The organism is Kosakonia sp. CFBP8986 (assembly GCF_034044935.1).
Classification (GTDB): domain Bacteria; phylum Pseudomonadota; class Gammaproteobacteria; order Enterobacterales; family Enterobacteriaceae; genus Kosakonia; species Kosakonia cowanii.
The window spans coordinates 715403-729793 of record NZ_JAXCXB010000001.1 but is presented as its reverse complement, the minus strand read 5'-3'; the positions used below and the strand labels follow the sequence as shown (position 1 = coordinate 729793).

Annotated in this window: 12 protein-coding genes; 11 read left to right on the top strand and 1 reads right to left on the bottom strand. The window is 56.6% G+C overall.

The window, feature by feature from the left end; all coding sequences use genetic code 11:
• Window positions 1–975 precede the first annotated feature (975 nt).
• On the bottom strand, window positions 976–2661 hold the full coding sequence (locus tag SOM48_RS03365; RefSeq protein WP_023481407.1) for an aspartate:alanine antiporter: 1686 nt from the start codon (window positions 2659–2661) through the stop codon (window positions 976–978).
• Between the two features lie 280 nt (window positions 2662–2941).
• On the opposite strand from SOM48_RS03365, the gene SOM48_RS03360 reads away from it, so the two are divergent.
• The 11 genes from SOM48_RS03360 to SOM48_RS03310 all read left to right on the top strand — a co-directional run bounded on the left by SOM48_RS03360 (window position 2942) and on the right by SOM48_RS03310 (window position 14356).
• A complete protein-coding gene (locus SOM48_RS03360; protein ID WP_094420370.1) occupies window positions 2942–3313 on the top strand; it encodes an inner membrane protein YbjM in 372 nt (123 codons plus the stop codon).
• Between the two features lie 84 nt (window positions 3314–3397).
• Entirely contained in the window at window positions 3398–4120 is a 723-nt protein-coding gene (gene nfsA / locus SOM48_RS03355; RefSeq protein ID WP_023481527.1) for an oxygen-insensitive NADPH nitroreductase, read from the top strand.
• Between the two features lie 73 nt (window positions 4121–4193).
• Window positions 4194–5096 carry a 30S ribosomal protein S6--L-glutamate ligase gene (gene rimK / locus SOM48_RS03350; RefSeq protein ID WP_128483291.1) on the top strand — a complete coding sequence of 301 codons (903 nt, stop codon included), beginning with the start codon at window positions 4194–4196 and terminating at the stop codon, window positions 5094–5096.
• A gap of 85 nt (window positions 5097–5181) precedes the next feature.
• On the top strand, window positions 5182–5664 hold the full coding sequence (locus SOM48_RS03345; RefSeq protein ID WP_054804038.1) for a type III secretion system chaperone family protein: 483 nt from the start codon (window positions 5182–5184) through the stop codon (window positions 5662–5664).
• A 349-nt stretch (window positions 5665–6013) separates the two neighbouring features.
• Window positions 6014–7126, top strand: coding sequence for a spermidine/putrescine ABC transporter substrate-binding protein PotF (potF, locus tag SOM48_RS03340; protein ID WP_076769621.1), 1113 nt, complete (start codon window positions 6014–6016; stop codon window positions 7124–7126).
• A 139-nt stretch (window positions 7127–7265) separates the two neighbouring features.
• The gene (gene potG / locus SOM48_RS03335; protein ID WP_023481693.1) at window positions 7266–8399 is read left to right on the top strand and encodes a putrescine ABC transporter ATP-binding subunit PotG; all 1134 of its coding nucleotides are present in this window, start codon (window positions 7266–7268) and stop codon (window positions 8397–8399) included.
• Between the two features lie 9 nt (window positions 8400–8408).
• A complete protein-coding gene (gene potH, locus SOM48_RS03330) occupies window positions 8409–9362 on the top strand; it encodes a putrescine ABC transporter permease PotH (protein ID WP_023481728.1) in 954 nt (317 codons plus the stop codon).
• Complete coding sequence (potI, locus tag SOM48_RS03325; RefSeq protein WP_023481845.1) at window positions 9359–10204, top strand: putrescine ABC transporter permease PotI; 846 nt, start codon at window positions 9359–9361, stop codon at window positions 10202–10204. Before potH ends, potI begins: the two co-directional genes overlap by 4 nt.
• Before the next feature lie 66 nt (window positions 10205–10270).
• A complete protein-coding gene (locus SOM48_RS03320; RefSeq protein ID WP_241658760.1) occupies window positions 10271–10747 on the top strand; it encodes a YbjO family protein in 477 nt (158 codons plus the stop codon).
• Between the two features lie 42 nt (window positions 10748–10789).
• The gene (rlmC, locus tag SOM48_RS03315; RefSeq protein WP_320511426.1) at window positions 10790–11917 is read left to right on the top strand and encodes a 23S rRNA (uracil(747)-C(5))-methyltransferase RlmC; all 1128 of its coding nucleotides are present in this window, start codon (window positions 10790–10792) and stop codon (window positions 11915–11917) included.
• Between the two features lie 111 nt (window positions 11918–12028).
• The gene (locus SOM48_RS03310; protein ID WP_320511425.1) at window positions 12029–14356 is read left to right on the top strand and encodes an FdhF/YdeP family oxidoreductase; all 2328 of its coding nucleotides are present in this window, start codon (window positions 12029–12031) and stop codon (window positions 14354–14356) included.
• Window positions 14357–14391: the final 35 nt, after the last annotated feature.

Sequence of the window (14391 nt, the reverse complement as noted above, 5' to 3'; positions counted from 1 at the left end):
CGTAACTAGGCTTAATCTTGTAGGTTTTTCTTCAAGCTCCATGTTTTGAACTTACATGAGTTTATAAAGTGCCGATACCATCATGTAGATTAATATAAGCCACTTAATGTTCTTTTAAGGTTCTCATCTTCAACAGTTTTACATCGAGTCCCAAAGACTCGCGGACAACTTTCCATAGTCCTTGCGAATCTCATTTCGCTGAAAATGATAGCTTCTCTTTAGCGATGTAGGATTTAAAAGTTGATTCCATCATGTTGCAAGCGGCGGACAACTCCTCTTGTGGATCAGTGTGAAGGTCTCTAATGCTTTTAAGAACCCCATGTCTATCGCAGGTATGTTGCGTTTTTCGAGATATTCTTTGGGACTATGTGTGGCTATTGATGCGCCATCACAAATATGCTTTCCAGTCACATAGCGAAAGTAGTATTGCCAATTAAATTAGCCAGTTGGCAACAAAACTAACTTTGTTTTATCGCCAAGAGAAGATGTTACTTTTCGGCAGCTCTATTTCCATATAACCTTTTATCGAGTCTCTAAGAATTGAAAGCCGGTCATCGTGCTCTTTGTTGATTCTGCGAAGCCATTCTTGTGCTCTAGCCGATTTTGCTATATCAAAACTATTACCTAGGGCATTTGCTTAGATGAATAATCTATTCATAGTAGCACGGTTCTCTACTGAACCATATGATCGAAAAATATAGAGATTACGGTATTTGTCGTCCCATAACGTTTTTTCCTTATGTATCAGATCGCTGTCGCTATTTTATCGCAGTGAACTGCAATTAACGGTCGTAACTGGTTGGTTTTAATAAAGAAATATAGAAGACAACAAAAAACCCATCAACCTTGAACCTAAGCGGCGGGGTTGATGGGCTCCACAATCGGGGGACATCAAAGAAAAGCAGTGGCACTAGTTATGACTGACACCCCACAAAAAAGTTCTGCGTATAAGCGAAATATTTCTTAGCTTCGGAGTTATCCGAGCCCCGGCCAGATAATGATGATCAATGTCCCGGCGAGGGTAAGCAGCACGTTGGCGATGGCATAGGTACCTGCGTAGCCCAGCGCGGGGATGTTGCTGCGCGCGGTATCGCTGATGATCTCCATTGCCGGTGCGCAGGTGCGTGCGCCCATCATCGCGCCGAAGAGCAGGGCGCGGTTCATTTTCAGGACGTAGGCGCCGAACAGGAAGCAGATCAGCACCGGCACCAGGCTAACAAGTAATCCGGCGATCAGCATCTGTCCGCCCACAACACCAAGGCCGTTGCCGATGCCGCTCCCGGCGCTTAAACCGACCCCGGCCATAAACACCATCAGGCCGAACTCTTTTACCATCATCAGCGCACCCTGCGGAATGTAACCAAACGTCGGGTGGTTCGCGCGCAGGAAGCCGAGCATGATGCCAGCGAAGAGCAGACCGGCGGCGTTACCGACGCCGAAGCTGAAGGAGCTGAACTGGAAGGTGATCATGCCGATCATCAGGCCGACGATAAAGAAGGCGCAGAAGGCGAGCAGGTCGGTCACCTGGCTGTGAATGGAGATAAAGCCGATGCGGTCAGCGATAGTTTTCACGCGTCGCGCATCGCCGCTCACCTGCAACACGTCCCCTTTGTTGAGCACGATATTGTCGTCGATGGGCATCTCAATCTGGCTGCGGATCACGCGGTTAAGGAAGCAGCCGTGATCGGTCAGCTTCAGCTGCGCCAGGCGGCGGCCGACCACATTGTGGTTTTTCACCACCACCTCTTCGGTGACGATGCGCATATCCAGCAGGTCGCGGTCAAACACCTCTTTACCGTTACGGAAACTCGGGTCGAGGCGCGCATGAGCGTCCGGGTAGCCGACCAGCGAGATCTCATCGCCCATCTGCAACACCGCGTCCCCGTCCGGGTTGGCGAGAATACCGTTGCGGCGAATACGCTCGATATAGCAGCCGGTCTGGCGGTAGATCCCCAGCTCGCGCAGATTTTTGCCATCTGCCCAAGCCACCAGTTCCGGCCCGACGCGATAGGCGCGGATCACCGGCAGATAGACTTTGCGGTGAGCATCGGTATCCAGCCCGCGCTCGCGGGCGATCTGCTGGGCGCTGGTCTGCAAATCCTGATGCTGTAACTTCGGTAAGTAGCGCGCGCCAAAGATCAGGCTCACCAGACCAATCAGATACGTTAAGGCGTAGCCGAGGCTGAGGTTGTCCAGCGCGCTGGCAAGCTGGCTGCTCTCCATGCCGGAGTGGCGCAGCGTATCGCCCGCACCAACCAGAACCGGCGTCGAGGTCATCGAGCCGGCGAGCATCCCGGCGGTTAAGCCGATATCCCAGCCAAAGAGTTTGCCGAGACCGAGCGCAATCAACAGCGCGCTACCGACTAATACCAGCGCCAGCATCAGGTAATTCTTACCGTCGCGGAAAAAAATTGAGAAAAAGTTAGGTCCAGCTTCGACGCCAACGCAGAAAATAAACAGCATAAAGCCGAGGTTCAGGGCATCGGTGTTAATGCTGAAATGTTGCTGGCCTAATAATAAAGAAACGACTAAAACGCCAATAGAATTACCCAGTTGGATAGATCCCAGTCGTAATTTTCCAAGGCAAAGCCCAAGCGCCAGAACCACAAACAATAACAGTATGTAATTCCCATTTAACAAATCTGCGACGTTTATATTCACGGAGTCTAACTTCTTGTTTACTTGTAAGCTGTTGATAGAAATGGTGATTTGAGCTAGTGTTTTGCCTATGCGCTGGCGGATAAATTAAAGCCGTGCAACACCAGACACCCCGCACAAAACATAAACTGGCCGTTAGTTTAATCTCATTGCATAACAACGGCTAGTGACAATCGTCTGTTTGCATGGGTGCCATTCAGGCAATAATTGCCGCAACGCTTTATCCGTCCGACATTCTTTAAAACGGTGTAAACGTCGATAGAGAAAAAGTCAGGAGGCGTGTTTGAAGAACAGGCGTAGTTGGTTCGGCGTTATCTGCTGTGGTCTCCTTTTTATCGCAATTTGCCTCTCTCTGGTGATGAATATGCAGGGCAAACTGCCCGCGCCTGGCGATCCGGCGACTGGTTTGCTGCTCTTTACCCTGCCAGGCATCCTCGGCGGTCTGGTCTCCCGTCGCCGCCGCGCCATCGTGCCGCTGGTGGGCGCGCTGCTCGCCGCCCCCCTTTGTTATATTTTGATTCACATTTTATTCACCCCGGTACGCACCTTCTGGCAGGAGGTGGCCTGGCTCTTTAGCGCCATGTTCTGGTGCGCTCTCGGCGGCCTTGGCTGCGACTTCGTTTACCGGATTGCGCGCGCGCGGCGGCGCGTCTGACAGGTTCTCCGCAACTTCCGCTTACAACGAGCGCAGCGGCTTAGCCTATACTGAACGACTTGTTTAACTGGGGGATTATTCAACATGACACCTACTATTGAATTGCTGTGCGCCCATCGTTCCATTCGCCACTTTACCGATGAGCCTATTACGGACGCACAGCGCGAGGCGATTATCGCCAGCGCACAGGCGGCATCGACCTCCAGCTTTTTGCAGTGCAGCTCCATTATCCGCATCACCGATCCGGCCATGCGCGAGCAGCTGGTGACGTTAGCGGGCGGACAACCGCATATCGCGCAGGCGGCCGAGTTCTGGATCTTCTGCGCTGATTTCCACCGCAACTTTGAGATCTGCCCGGAAGCAAAACCGGGTCTCGCGGAGCAACTGCTGCTTGGCGTGGTCGATACAGCAATCATGGGGCAAAACGCCTTTACCGCCGCGGAGTCGCTCGGGCTGGGCGGCGTCTATATCGGCGGCATCCGTAACAATATCGAAGCGGTCGGCGAACTGCTGCGTATCCCGAAGCAGGTGCTGCCGCTGTTTGGTCTCTGCCTCGGCTGGCCTGCCGATAACCCGGATATAAAACCGCGTATGCCGGCTTCGATGCTGGTGCATGAAAACCACTACCAGCCGCTCGATGAAAAGAAACTGGCGGAGTATGACGCGGAGTTGGAGCACTACTATATGACGCGCGACAGCAATAAGCGCCGCGATAACTGGAGCGATCATATTCGTCGTACCATCATTAAAGAGAGCCGTCCGTTTATTCTCGACTATTTGCATAAACAGGGCTGGGCAACGCGCTAATACCCGTTCATCCTGCCCCGTGCTGCGTGTATGATACGCAGGCTTTTAACTGGTCTTCTGCGCGAGGTGCAGGGTGAAAATAGCCGTATTATCCCGGGATGGAACGCTTTACTCCTGTAAACGCCTGCGTGAAGCCGCTGTGCAGCGCGGGCACCAGATTGAGATCCTCGATCCGCTCTCCTGTTATATGAACATCACCCCGGCCGCCTCCTCAATTCACTACAAAGGCCGCCAGCTTCCCCATTATGACGCGGTGATCCCGCGTATCGGCTCGGCCATCACCTTTTATGGCACCGCCGCGCTGCGCCAGTTTGAGATCCTCGGCAGCTATCCGCTCAACGAATCCGTTGCCATCACCCGCGCCCGCGACAAGCTGCGCTCCCTGCAACTGCTGGCGCGCCAGGGGATCGATCTGCCGGTTACCGGCATTGCCCATTCGCCCGATGACACCAGCGATCTGATCGATATGGTCGGCGGCGCGCCGCTGGTGGTGAAGTTGGTGGAAGGGACGCAGGGGATCGGCGTGGTGCTGGCAGAGACACGCCAGGCGGCAGAGAGCGTGATTGACGCCTTTCGCGGCCTCAACGCCCATATTCTGGTGCAGGAGTTTATTGCGGAAGCGAAAGGGTGCGACATCCGCTGCCTGGTGATCGGCAACGAAGTGGTGGCAGCGATTGAGCGGCGGGCGAAAGCGGGGGATTTCCGCTCCAATTTGCACCGCGGCGGGCAGGCGACGGTGGTCGAGATCACGCCGCGCGAGCGGGAGATCGCCCTGGCAGCGGCGCACACGCTCGGGCTGGATGTCGCGGGGGTCGATATTTTGCGTGCCAACCGCGGCCCGCTGGTGATGGAAGTCAATGCCTCACCGGGGCTTGAAGGGATCGAAAAAGCCACCGGGCTGGATATTGCCGGGCGAATGATCCACTGGATTGAGCGCCAGGCGATGCCGGGATTCTGCCTGAAAACCGGCGGCTAAGAGGATTTTCCTGCCTGAGCATGGTGCGCCCACGGCTTTTTGCGTAAGCTATGGGCAATTTTTTCCCCAACAGAGCACGTTTTCTATGGATTCACTGGTCGTCCCCGGTCTGGACACGCTTCGTCAATGGCTTGATCAACTCAGCATTAACTTCTTTGAGTGCGATACCTGCCAGGCGCTGCACCTGCCACATATGCAGAATTTTGACGGCGTGTTCGATGCGAAAGTCGACCTGGTCAATGATGTTCTGCTTTTTACCGCCATGGCGGAAGTGAAACCCTCTGCGCTGCTGGCGCTGGCGGCGGATCTTTCGGCGATCAACGCCAGCTCGCTGACGGTCAAAGCCTTCCTCGATATGCAGGATGATAATCTGCCGAAGCTGGTGGTGTGCCAGACGCTCAGCATCGGCCCCGGCATCGCCTTTGAGCAGTTCGCGTGGTTTATGCGCCAGAGCGAAGAGCAGGTTTCGATGGTGATTATGGAAGCCAACGCGCACCAGCTGCTTTTCACGCCGGGCGAAGAGGATCTGCTGGCCGGCGACGAAGAACCGAACAATTTTCTCCACTGATTCCCGCATCGATTAGCGCAGCCACTACCACGGGGGTTGCGCTGCCACATTTTTTATTCTGCTTTTAACCTTTCTTTAAAGAATGATTCACCATCATTCCTCGCCTTCTGGCTTATCCCATAGAGACTTATTGCATAAAAAATTGATAAAAGGCGGTTTTTTATCTGCCCTATAGCCTCAAACCCTGGCTACAGTTATTCTTGCGCTGCTTTAAAAAGCATGCGGCGTCTGCCGGAGTGATTTTACTCTTCGGCGCAGAGCAGAGTGACAAACTATGCATGAATCTTGCATATCCCAGAAAGCGTAGATTTAGTTCGTAGCTTAACGAGCTTTCCAGAAGGAATGAGATATGAGTGCCTCAAGAAAAAAATGGGTATCGGGTGTTGTTGCGGGTGCGTTAATGGCTCTCTCTGCCGGCACGCTCGCCGCCGGGCAAAAGACGCTGCATGTGTACAACTGGTCTGACTATATTGCGCCGGACACCGTCGCAAATTTTGAGAAAGAGACCGGTATTAAAGTGGTTTACGACGTCTTCGACTCCAACGAAGTGCTGGAAGGCAAATTAATGGCCGGCAGCACCGGGTTTGATCTCGTCGTGCCGTCCGCCAGTTTCCTTGAGCGCCAGCTCTCGGCGGGCGTCTTCCAGCCGCTCGATAAGAGCAAGCTGCCGAACTGGAAAAACCTCGATCCGGAAGTGTTGAAGATGGTCGCGAAACACGACCCGGATAACAAATACGCTTTCCCTTACCTGTGGGCGACCACCGGTATTGGCTACAACGTCGATAAAGTCAAAGCGGTGCTCGGCAAAGATGTGCCGATCGATAGCTGGGATGTCGTGCTGAAGCCGGAAAATCTTGAGAAGCTGAAGAGCTGCGGTGTCTCCTTCCTTGATGCGCCGGAAGAGATTTTCGCCACCGTGCTGAACTACCTCGGCAAAGATCCCAACAGCACCAAAGCGGATGATTACACCGGCCCGGCGACGGATCTGCTGCTGAAGCTACGTCCGAATATCCGCTACTTCCACTCTTCGCAATACATTAACGATCTCGCTAACGGCGATATCTGCGTAGCCATCGGCTGGGCGGGCGACGTCTGGCAGGCGGCTAACCGTGCGAAAGAGGCGAAGAACGGCGTTAACATCAACTACATCATTCCGAAGGAAGGGGCGCTGGCCTTCTTTGACGTCTTCGCCATGCCGAAAGATGCCAAAAATACCGATGAAGCCTACCAGTTCCTTAACTACCTGATGCGTCCCGACGTGATGGCGCACATCAGTGACCACGTCTACTACGCGAACGGCAACAAAGCTTCTGTACCGCTGATCAGCGAAGAGGTGCGTAACAACCCGGCCATCTTCCCGCCGCCGGATGTCTTCGCCAAACTCTTCACGCTGAAAGTGCAGGAGCCGAAAATCGACCGCGTACGTACCCGCGCCTGGACAAAAGTCAAAAGCGGCAAATAAATCAATCACCTGACTGGTGAAAGCGCTGCACCGCGCCGGTGCAGCCGCCCCAAAACGGGACAGCGGGCGCGCCTGCTGTCCCGTCATCTGTATGACAACCTGTTGAAGCAGGGTGATGCTTATGCCGGAGAGCACCGTAGTGAATGACGCTATTCCCCGCCCGCAGGCGAAGAGCCGCAAGGTTCTGACGCCGCTGCTGGAGATCCGTAACCTGACCAAATCCTTCGACGGCCAGCACGCCGTGGATGATGTCAGCCTGACTATCTATAAAGGCGAAATCTTTGCCCTGCTCGGCGCATCGGGCTGCGGTAAATCAACGCTGCTGCGCATGCTGGCAGGCTTTGAGCAGCCGACCCACGGGCAGATTATGCTCGACGGCGTCGACCTGGCCCACGTGCCGCCCTACCTGCGCCCGATCAATATGATGTTCCAGTCCTACGCGCTCTTCCCGCACATGACCGTTGAGCAGAATATCGCTTTTGGCCTCAAGCAGGACAAGCTGCCGAAAGCGGAGATCGCCAGCCGCGTCGCCGAAATGCTGCACCTGGTGCACATGAGTGAGTTTGCCAAACGCAAGCCGCACCAGCTCTCTGGCGGTCAGCGTCAGCGCGTGGCGCTGGCGCGCAGCCTCGCCAAGCGGCCGAAGCTGCTGCTGCTTGATGAGCCGATGGGCGCGCTGGATAAAAAGCTGCGCGACCGCATGCAGCTGGAAGTGGTCGATATTCTTGAACGCGTCGGCGTCACCTGCGTGATGGTGACCCACGATCAGGAAGAGGCGATGACCATGGCCGGGCGTATCGCCATCATGAACCGCGGCAAATTTGTGCAGATTGGTGAGCCGGAAGAGATTTACGAGCATCCGACCACCCGCTACAGCGCCGAGTTTATCGGCTCAGTGAATGTCTTCGAAGGGTTGCTGAAGGATCGTCAGGAAGATGGTCTGGTAATTGAGTCGCCGGGGCTGGTGCATCCGCTGAAAGTCGACCCTGATGCCTCGGTGGTGGATAACGTGCCGGTCTACGTGGCGCTGCGCCCGGAGAAGATCATGCTGTGCGACGATCCGCCGGCCGATGGCTACAACTTTGCCGTCGGCGAAGTGGTGCATATCGCCTACCTTGGCGATCTCTCTATTTATCATGTGCGGTTGCAGAGCGGGCAGATGATCAGCGCCCAGCTGCAAAACGCGCATCGCTACCGCAAAGGCGCGCCAACATGGGGCGATGAAGTACGTCTCTGCTGGGATGCCGACAGTTGTGTGGTTCTGACGGTTTAAGGAGCGGCGATGAGTACACTCGAGCCACCGGCCCGCGTAACAAAACCGGGCGGTGTAAAGCTGTGGCTGGCGCGCCTGCAAATGCGCCACGGGCGCAAGCTGGTGATTGCGCTGCCCTATATCTGGCTGACGCTGCTGTTTCTGCTGCCGTTTTTGATCGTCTTCAAAATCAGCCTCGCGGAGATGGCGCGTCAAATCCCGCCCTATACGGATCTGCTGGAATGGGCCGACGGGCAGCTGACGATTACGCTTAATCTCGGCAACTTCCTGCAACTGACCGACGATCCGCTCTATATCGAGGCCTATTTGCAGTCGTTGCAGGTAGCGGGCATCTCGACGATCTGCTGTCTGCTGCTCGGCTATCCGCTGGCGTGGGCAGTGGCGCACAGTAAGCCGTCGACGCGCAATATCCTGCTGCTACTGGTGATTCTGCCGTCGTGGACCTCGTTTCTGATCCGCGTTTACGCCTGGATGGGGATCCTGAAAAACAACGGCGTGCTGAACAACTTTCTGCTCTGGCTGGGGGTTATCGATCAGCCGCTGACTATTCTGCACACCAATCTCGCGGTCTATATCGGCATTGTCTATGCCTATCTGCCCTTTATGGTGCTGCCGATCTACACCGCGCTGACACGTATTGACTACTCGCTGGTGGAAGCTTCCCTCGATCTTGGTGCGCGTCCGCTGAAAACCTTCTTCAGCGTGATTGTGCCGCTAACCAAAGGGGGAATTATCGCCGGTTCGATGCTGGTGTTTATTCCGGCGGTCGGCGAGTTCGTGATCCCGGAGCTGCTCGGCGGGCCGGACAGCATTATGATTGGCCGCGTGCTGTGGCAGGAGTTCTTCAATAACCGCGACTGGCCGGTGGCCTCGGCGGTGGCGGTAATCATGCTGCTACTCTTGATTGTGCCGATCATGTGGTTCCACAAGCATCAGCAGAAACAGACGGGGGAGAAGGCATGAGCAATTTACCGGTAGTGCGTTCGCCCTGGCGCATCCTGATCCTGGTGATAGGTTTTACCTTCCTTTATGCCCCCATGCTGATGCTGGTGGTCTACTCTTTTAACAGCTCAAAACTGGTGACGGTGTGGGCAGGGTGGTCAACGCGCTGGTATAGCGAGTTGTTCCACGATGACGCGATGATGAGCGCGGTAGGCTTAAGCCTGACGATTGCTGCCTGCGCGGCGACGATGGCGGTGATTTTAGGCACCATTGCGGCGGTAGTAATGGTGCGCTTTGGGCGCTTTCGCGGCGCGAACGGCTTCGCCTTTATGATCACCGCGCCGCTGGTAATGCCGGATGTGATCACCGGCCTGTCGCTGCTGCTGCTGTTTGTCGCGCTGGCACACGCCATCGGCTGGCCAGCGGATCGCGGCATGCTCACCATCTGGCTGGCGCACGTTACTTTCTGTACCGCCTATGTCGCGGTGGTGATCTCCTCGCGGCTGCGCGAGCTGGATCGCTCGATTGAAGAGGCGGCGATGGATCTTGGCGCAACGCCGCTGAAGGTCTTCTTTGTGATTACGCTGCCGATGATCATGCCGGCGATTGTCTCCGGCTGGCTGCTGGCCTTTACCCTGTCACTGGATGACCTGGTGATCGCCAGTTTTGTCTCCGGTCCTGGTGCTACTACGCTGCCGATGCTGGTCTTCTCCAGCGTGCGCATGGGGGTTAACCCGGAGATCAACGCGCTGGCATCGATTATTCTCGGCGTGGTGGGGATTGTCGGTCTTATCGCCTGGTTCCTGATGGCGAGAGCGGAAAAACAGCGCCAGCGTGATATCCAGCGTGCAAGACAGGGCTGAACTCATTAGAATCTGGAAATTGTGTCGTTGATGCCGCGCTTGCGCGGCATTTTTCACAGGGAAATCATGGAATTGGGGTTCTTCAACAAAACCACGCACCACGCGACGCCAAATATACCGGCGCTGGTTCAGGTGGCGGCTATCGCCATCATTACCATTCGCTGTGTCGACGTGCTGATGATCATGAACCTGCTCGGCTGGCGCGGGCTGCTCGACTTCGTGCACCGCAGCGCCCAGACCTGGAGCCTGACGCTGATTTTCCTTGGCAGCCTGATGCTGGTCTTTGTTGAGATCCTCTGCGCCTTCTCGGTGATAAAAGGGCGGCGCTGGGCGCGCTGGCTCTATCTGGTAACGCAGCTTACCTCGACCGCCTACCTGTGGGCCGCGTCACTGGGCTATGGCTACCCGGAACTCTTCAGCATCGCCGGCAGTTCGCGCCGGGAGATCTTCCACTCCCTGATGATGCAAAAGCTCCCCGATCTGCTGGTGCTGTTCCTGCTCTTTGTGCCGACGCCGAGCCGACGCTTTTTCCGCCTGCAATAACGGTGGTACAATCCCGCCCCCGCAAATTGAAAGGCTTTATCTATGCAGTGCGCTCTCTTCGACGCCGGTCGCTGCCGCTCCTGTGAGTGGATCGCCCAGCCGCTCCCGTTGCAACTCTCCGCCAAGATGGATCATCTGCGCGCATTGCTCGCCCCCTTTGCGGTGGAGTCATGGTGCGAGCCGGTGCGCGGCCCGGAGCAGGGCTTTCGTAATAAAGCCAAAATGGTGGTCAGCGGCAGCGTTGAAAAACCGCTGCTCGGCATGCTGCACCGCGACGGGACGCCGGAAGATCTCACCGCCTGCCCGCTCTACCCGGAGACCTTCGCCCCGGTATTTGCCGCCCTGAAACCCTTTATCGCCCGCGCCGGGTTAACGCCCTATAATGTGGCGCGCAAACGCGGTGAACTGAAATACCTCTTATTGACCGAAAGCCTGCTCGACGGCGGCATGATGCTGCGCTTTGTGCTGCGCTCAGAGGCGAAAGTTGAGCAGCTGCGCGCCGCGCTGCCAGCGTTACAGGCGCAGCTGCCGCAGCTGAAGGTGATCTCGGTAAATATCCAGCCGGTGCATATGGCGATCATGGAAGGGGAGAGGGAGATCTTTCTTACCGACCAACAGGCGCTGGCGGAGAATTTCAACGGCGTGCCGCTCGCTATTCGCCCGCAGAGCTTTTTCCAGACCAACCCGGCGGTCGCCAGCCAGCTCTACGCCACGGCGCGGGACTGGGTGCGCCAACTTCCGGTCAACCATATGTGGGATCTCTTCTGCGGCGTCGGCGGCTTTGGCCTGCACTGTGCCACGCCGGAGATGAAGCTGACCGGGATTGAGATCGCGCCGGAAGCGATCGCCTGTGCGACGCAATCCGCCGAGGCGCTGGGGCTGCACAATCTTCACTTCCAGGCACTCGATTCAACCCGTTTCGCCACTGCGCAAAAGTCGGTGCCGGACCTGGTGCTGGTCAACCCGCCGCGCCGCGGCATTGGCGCAGAGCTTTGTGACTACCTGAGCCGCATGGCGCCGCCGTGGATCATCTACTCCAGCTGTAATGCACAGACGATGGCGAAGGATGTTGCCGCGCTTGCGGATTACCGCGTTGCGCGCGTGCAACTGTTTGATATGTTTCCCCATACTGCCCATTACGAAGTGCTTACCCTGCTTATCAGGCGTTAATTCTTCCGCTTAAAAGCCATTTGGCGCGACGAAATACTGACTTTTTTGCCCCACAGGCGCGTTTTTTGTACCAGGCTTAAGCCAAAAGCGACGCGAACAGTGTGGGGCAATATGAAAGAGCAGAAACAATCAACGGTAGGGATCGCGCCATACGGCGGCTCGGCGGGCGGCTGGGGCGCGTTAAAAGCGGTAGCCGATGCGCTGCGTGGGCAGATGTCCGTCAAACAGGATGTGATTGCGCTATTTAAAGTAAACCAGCCGCAGGGCTTTGACTGCCCCGGCTGCGCGTGGCCAGATCCGCAGCACACCTCCTCATTCGAATTTTGTGAAAACGGTGCCAAGGCCGTCTCCTGGGAGGCGACCAGCAAGCGCGCGACGCCGGAATTCTTCGCGGCGCACACCGTCAGCGAACTGTGGCAGCGCAATGCCTTTGAGCTGGAAGGCGAGGGGCGCTTAACCCACCCGATGAAATATGACGCTGAGAGCGACACCTATCAGGCGATTGAGTGGGAGACCGCGTTTCAGGAGATTGGCGCACTGCTGCAAAGCTATGACGATCCAAATAGCGTGGAGTTTTACACCTCCGGTCGTGCCTCCAACGAAGCGGCGTTTCTCTGGCAACTCTTTGCCCGCGAATATGGCACCAACAACTTCCCCGACTGCTCGAATATGTGTCATGAGCCGACCAGCGTCGGGCTGCCGGAGTCGATTGGCGTCGGTAAAGGCACCGTCGAACTGGAGGACTTTGACCACTGCGACCTGGTGCTCTGCATCGGCCACAACCCCGGTACCAACCATCCGCGCATGCTCGGTACGCTGCGGGAGGTCTCAAAACGCGGCGCGACCATTGTCGCCATCAACCCGTTGCGCGAGCGCGGCCTTGAGCGCTTTACCTCACCGCAAAGCCCGATAGAGATGCTGGCCCTTAGCTCAACCAAACTCGCCTCGACCTACTACAAAGTGCGCGTCGGCGGTGATGCGGCGATGCTGAAAGGCGTCATGAAGATCCTGCTGTCGATGCACGAGCAGGCGCTGGCGAACGGTGAACCGGGCGTAATCGATGAGGTGTTTATCCGCCAGCACACGCAGGGTTTTGCGGAGCTGAAAGCCGATCTCGACGCCACCGACTGGGACCATATCCTGAAAGTCTCCGGTATGGAGCGCGAGGAGATCCAGAACATCGCCCGGCTTTACGCCGACTCTGAGCGCACCATTATCTGCTACGGCATGGGCATCACCCAGCATCAGTACGGCACGCAAAACGTGCAACAGATTGCCAACCTGCTGCTGCTGCGCGGCAATATTGGTAAGAAAGGGGCGGGTATCTGCCCACTGCGCGGCCACTCCAATGTGCAGGGCGACCGCACCGTTGGCATCACTGAAATTCCCTCTGCCGAGTTTCTCGATAACCTCGAACGGGTGTTTGGTTTTAAACCACCGCGTGAGCATGGGCACGGCGCGGTGGCTGCCATTCAGGCGATGCGCGACGGTAAAGTGAATGCGCTGCTCTGCCTGGGCGGCAATCTGGCTGAAGCGATCTCCGATCCGCAAGTCACCTTCCCGGCGATGCGCAAGCTCGATCTGGTGGTGCATATGGCGACCAAACTGAACCGCTCCCATCTGCTGCTCGGCAAACACAACTACCTCTTCCCGGTGATTGGGCGGACCGAAACCGATGAGCAATTATCCGGGGCGCAGAGCGTGACGGTGGAGGATTCAATGTCGATGGTGCACGCCTCGCGCGGATCGTTAAACCCTGCTTCACCGCACCTGAAGTCGGAGCCCGCGCTGGTGGCGGCTCTTGCCAAAGCGACGCTGCCGCAGACGGTGGTGAACTGGGACCGGATGGTTAACGACTACAGCAATATTCGCGACGCCATCGAAGCGGTCTTCCCGGCGTTTGCAAATTTCAATGAACGGGTCAAACAACCGGGCGGCTTCCGCCTGCGTAACGCTGCCTCGGAGCGGGAGTGGAACACACCGTCGGGCTTTGCCGAGTTTAAAATTATGCAGGGGATTAATGAGGATCCGCGATCGCTCAAGTGCCACGACCTGGTGCTCACCACTTTGCGCAGCCACGATCAGTACAACACCACGCTTTACGGGTTGAATGACCGTTATCGTGGCGTGACCGGGCGACGGGATGTGTTGTTTATCAATGCCGACGAGGCGGAGCGACGCGAGCTGCGCGTCGGCGATCAGGTGAATGTGGTGGCGCTCGATCCCGAGGGGAACCCCACCTCGCGGCGGATGGATAACCTGACGGTTGTGGTGATCGATATGGCACCCGGTTCGGTAGGGGCCTATTACCCGGAGGCCAATATTCTGGTGCCGCTGGACAGCCACGACACCAAAAGCGGCATCCCGGCGTATAAAAGCATCCCGATAGCGATGGAGCGCGTCGAAACGCCGATCGCCACCTCGGGCGCACGGCGTTAAACGTAAAACCCGTAGGCCCGATAAGCCAAACCCGT

What these genes read in the sequence shown, in the direction of transcription:
- nfsA (WP_023481527.1), top strand. Translation starts at nt 3,398, where the DNA reads ATGACACCTACTATTGAATTGCTGTGCGCCCATCGTTCCATTCGCCAC.
- SOM48_RS03345 (WP_054804038.1), top strand. Translation starts at nt 5,182, where the DNA reads ATGGATTCACTGGTCGTCCCCGGTCTGGACACGCTTCGTCAATGGCTT.
- potF (WP_076769621.1), top strand. Translation starts at nt 6,014, where the DNA reads ATGAGTGCCTCAAGAAAAAAATGGGTATCGGGTGTTGTTGCGGGTGCG.
- potH (WP_023481728.1), top strand. Translation starts at nt 8,409, where the DNA reads ATGAGTACACTCGAGCCACCGGCCCGCGTAACAAAACCGGGCGGTGTA.
- potI (WP_023481845.1), top strand. Translation starts at nt 9,359, where the DNA reads ATGAGCAATTTACCGGTAGTGCGTTCGCCCTGGCGCATCCTGATCCTG.
- SOM48_RS03320 (WP_241658760.1), top strand. Translation starts at nt 10,271, where the DNA reads ATGGAATTGGGGTTCTTCAACAAAACCACGCACCACGCGACGCCAAAT.
- rlmC (WP_320511426.1), top strand. Translation starts at nt 10,790, where the DNA reads ATGCAGTGCGCTCTCTTCGACGCCGGTCGCTGCCGCTCCTGTGAGTGG.
- SOM48_RS03310 (WP_320511425.1), top strand. Translation starts at nt 12,029, where the DNA reads ATGAAAGAGCAGAAACAATCAACGGTAGGGATCGCGCCATACGGCGGC.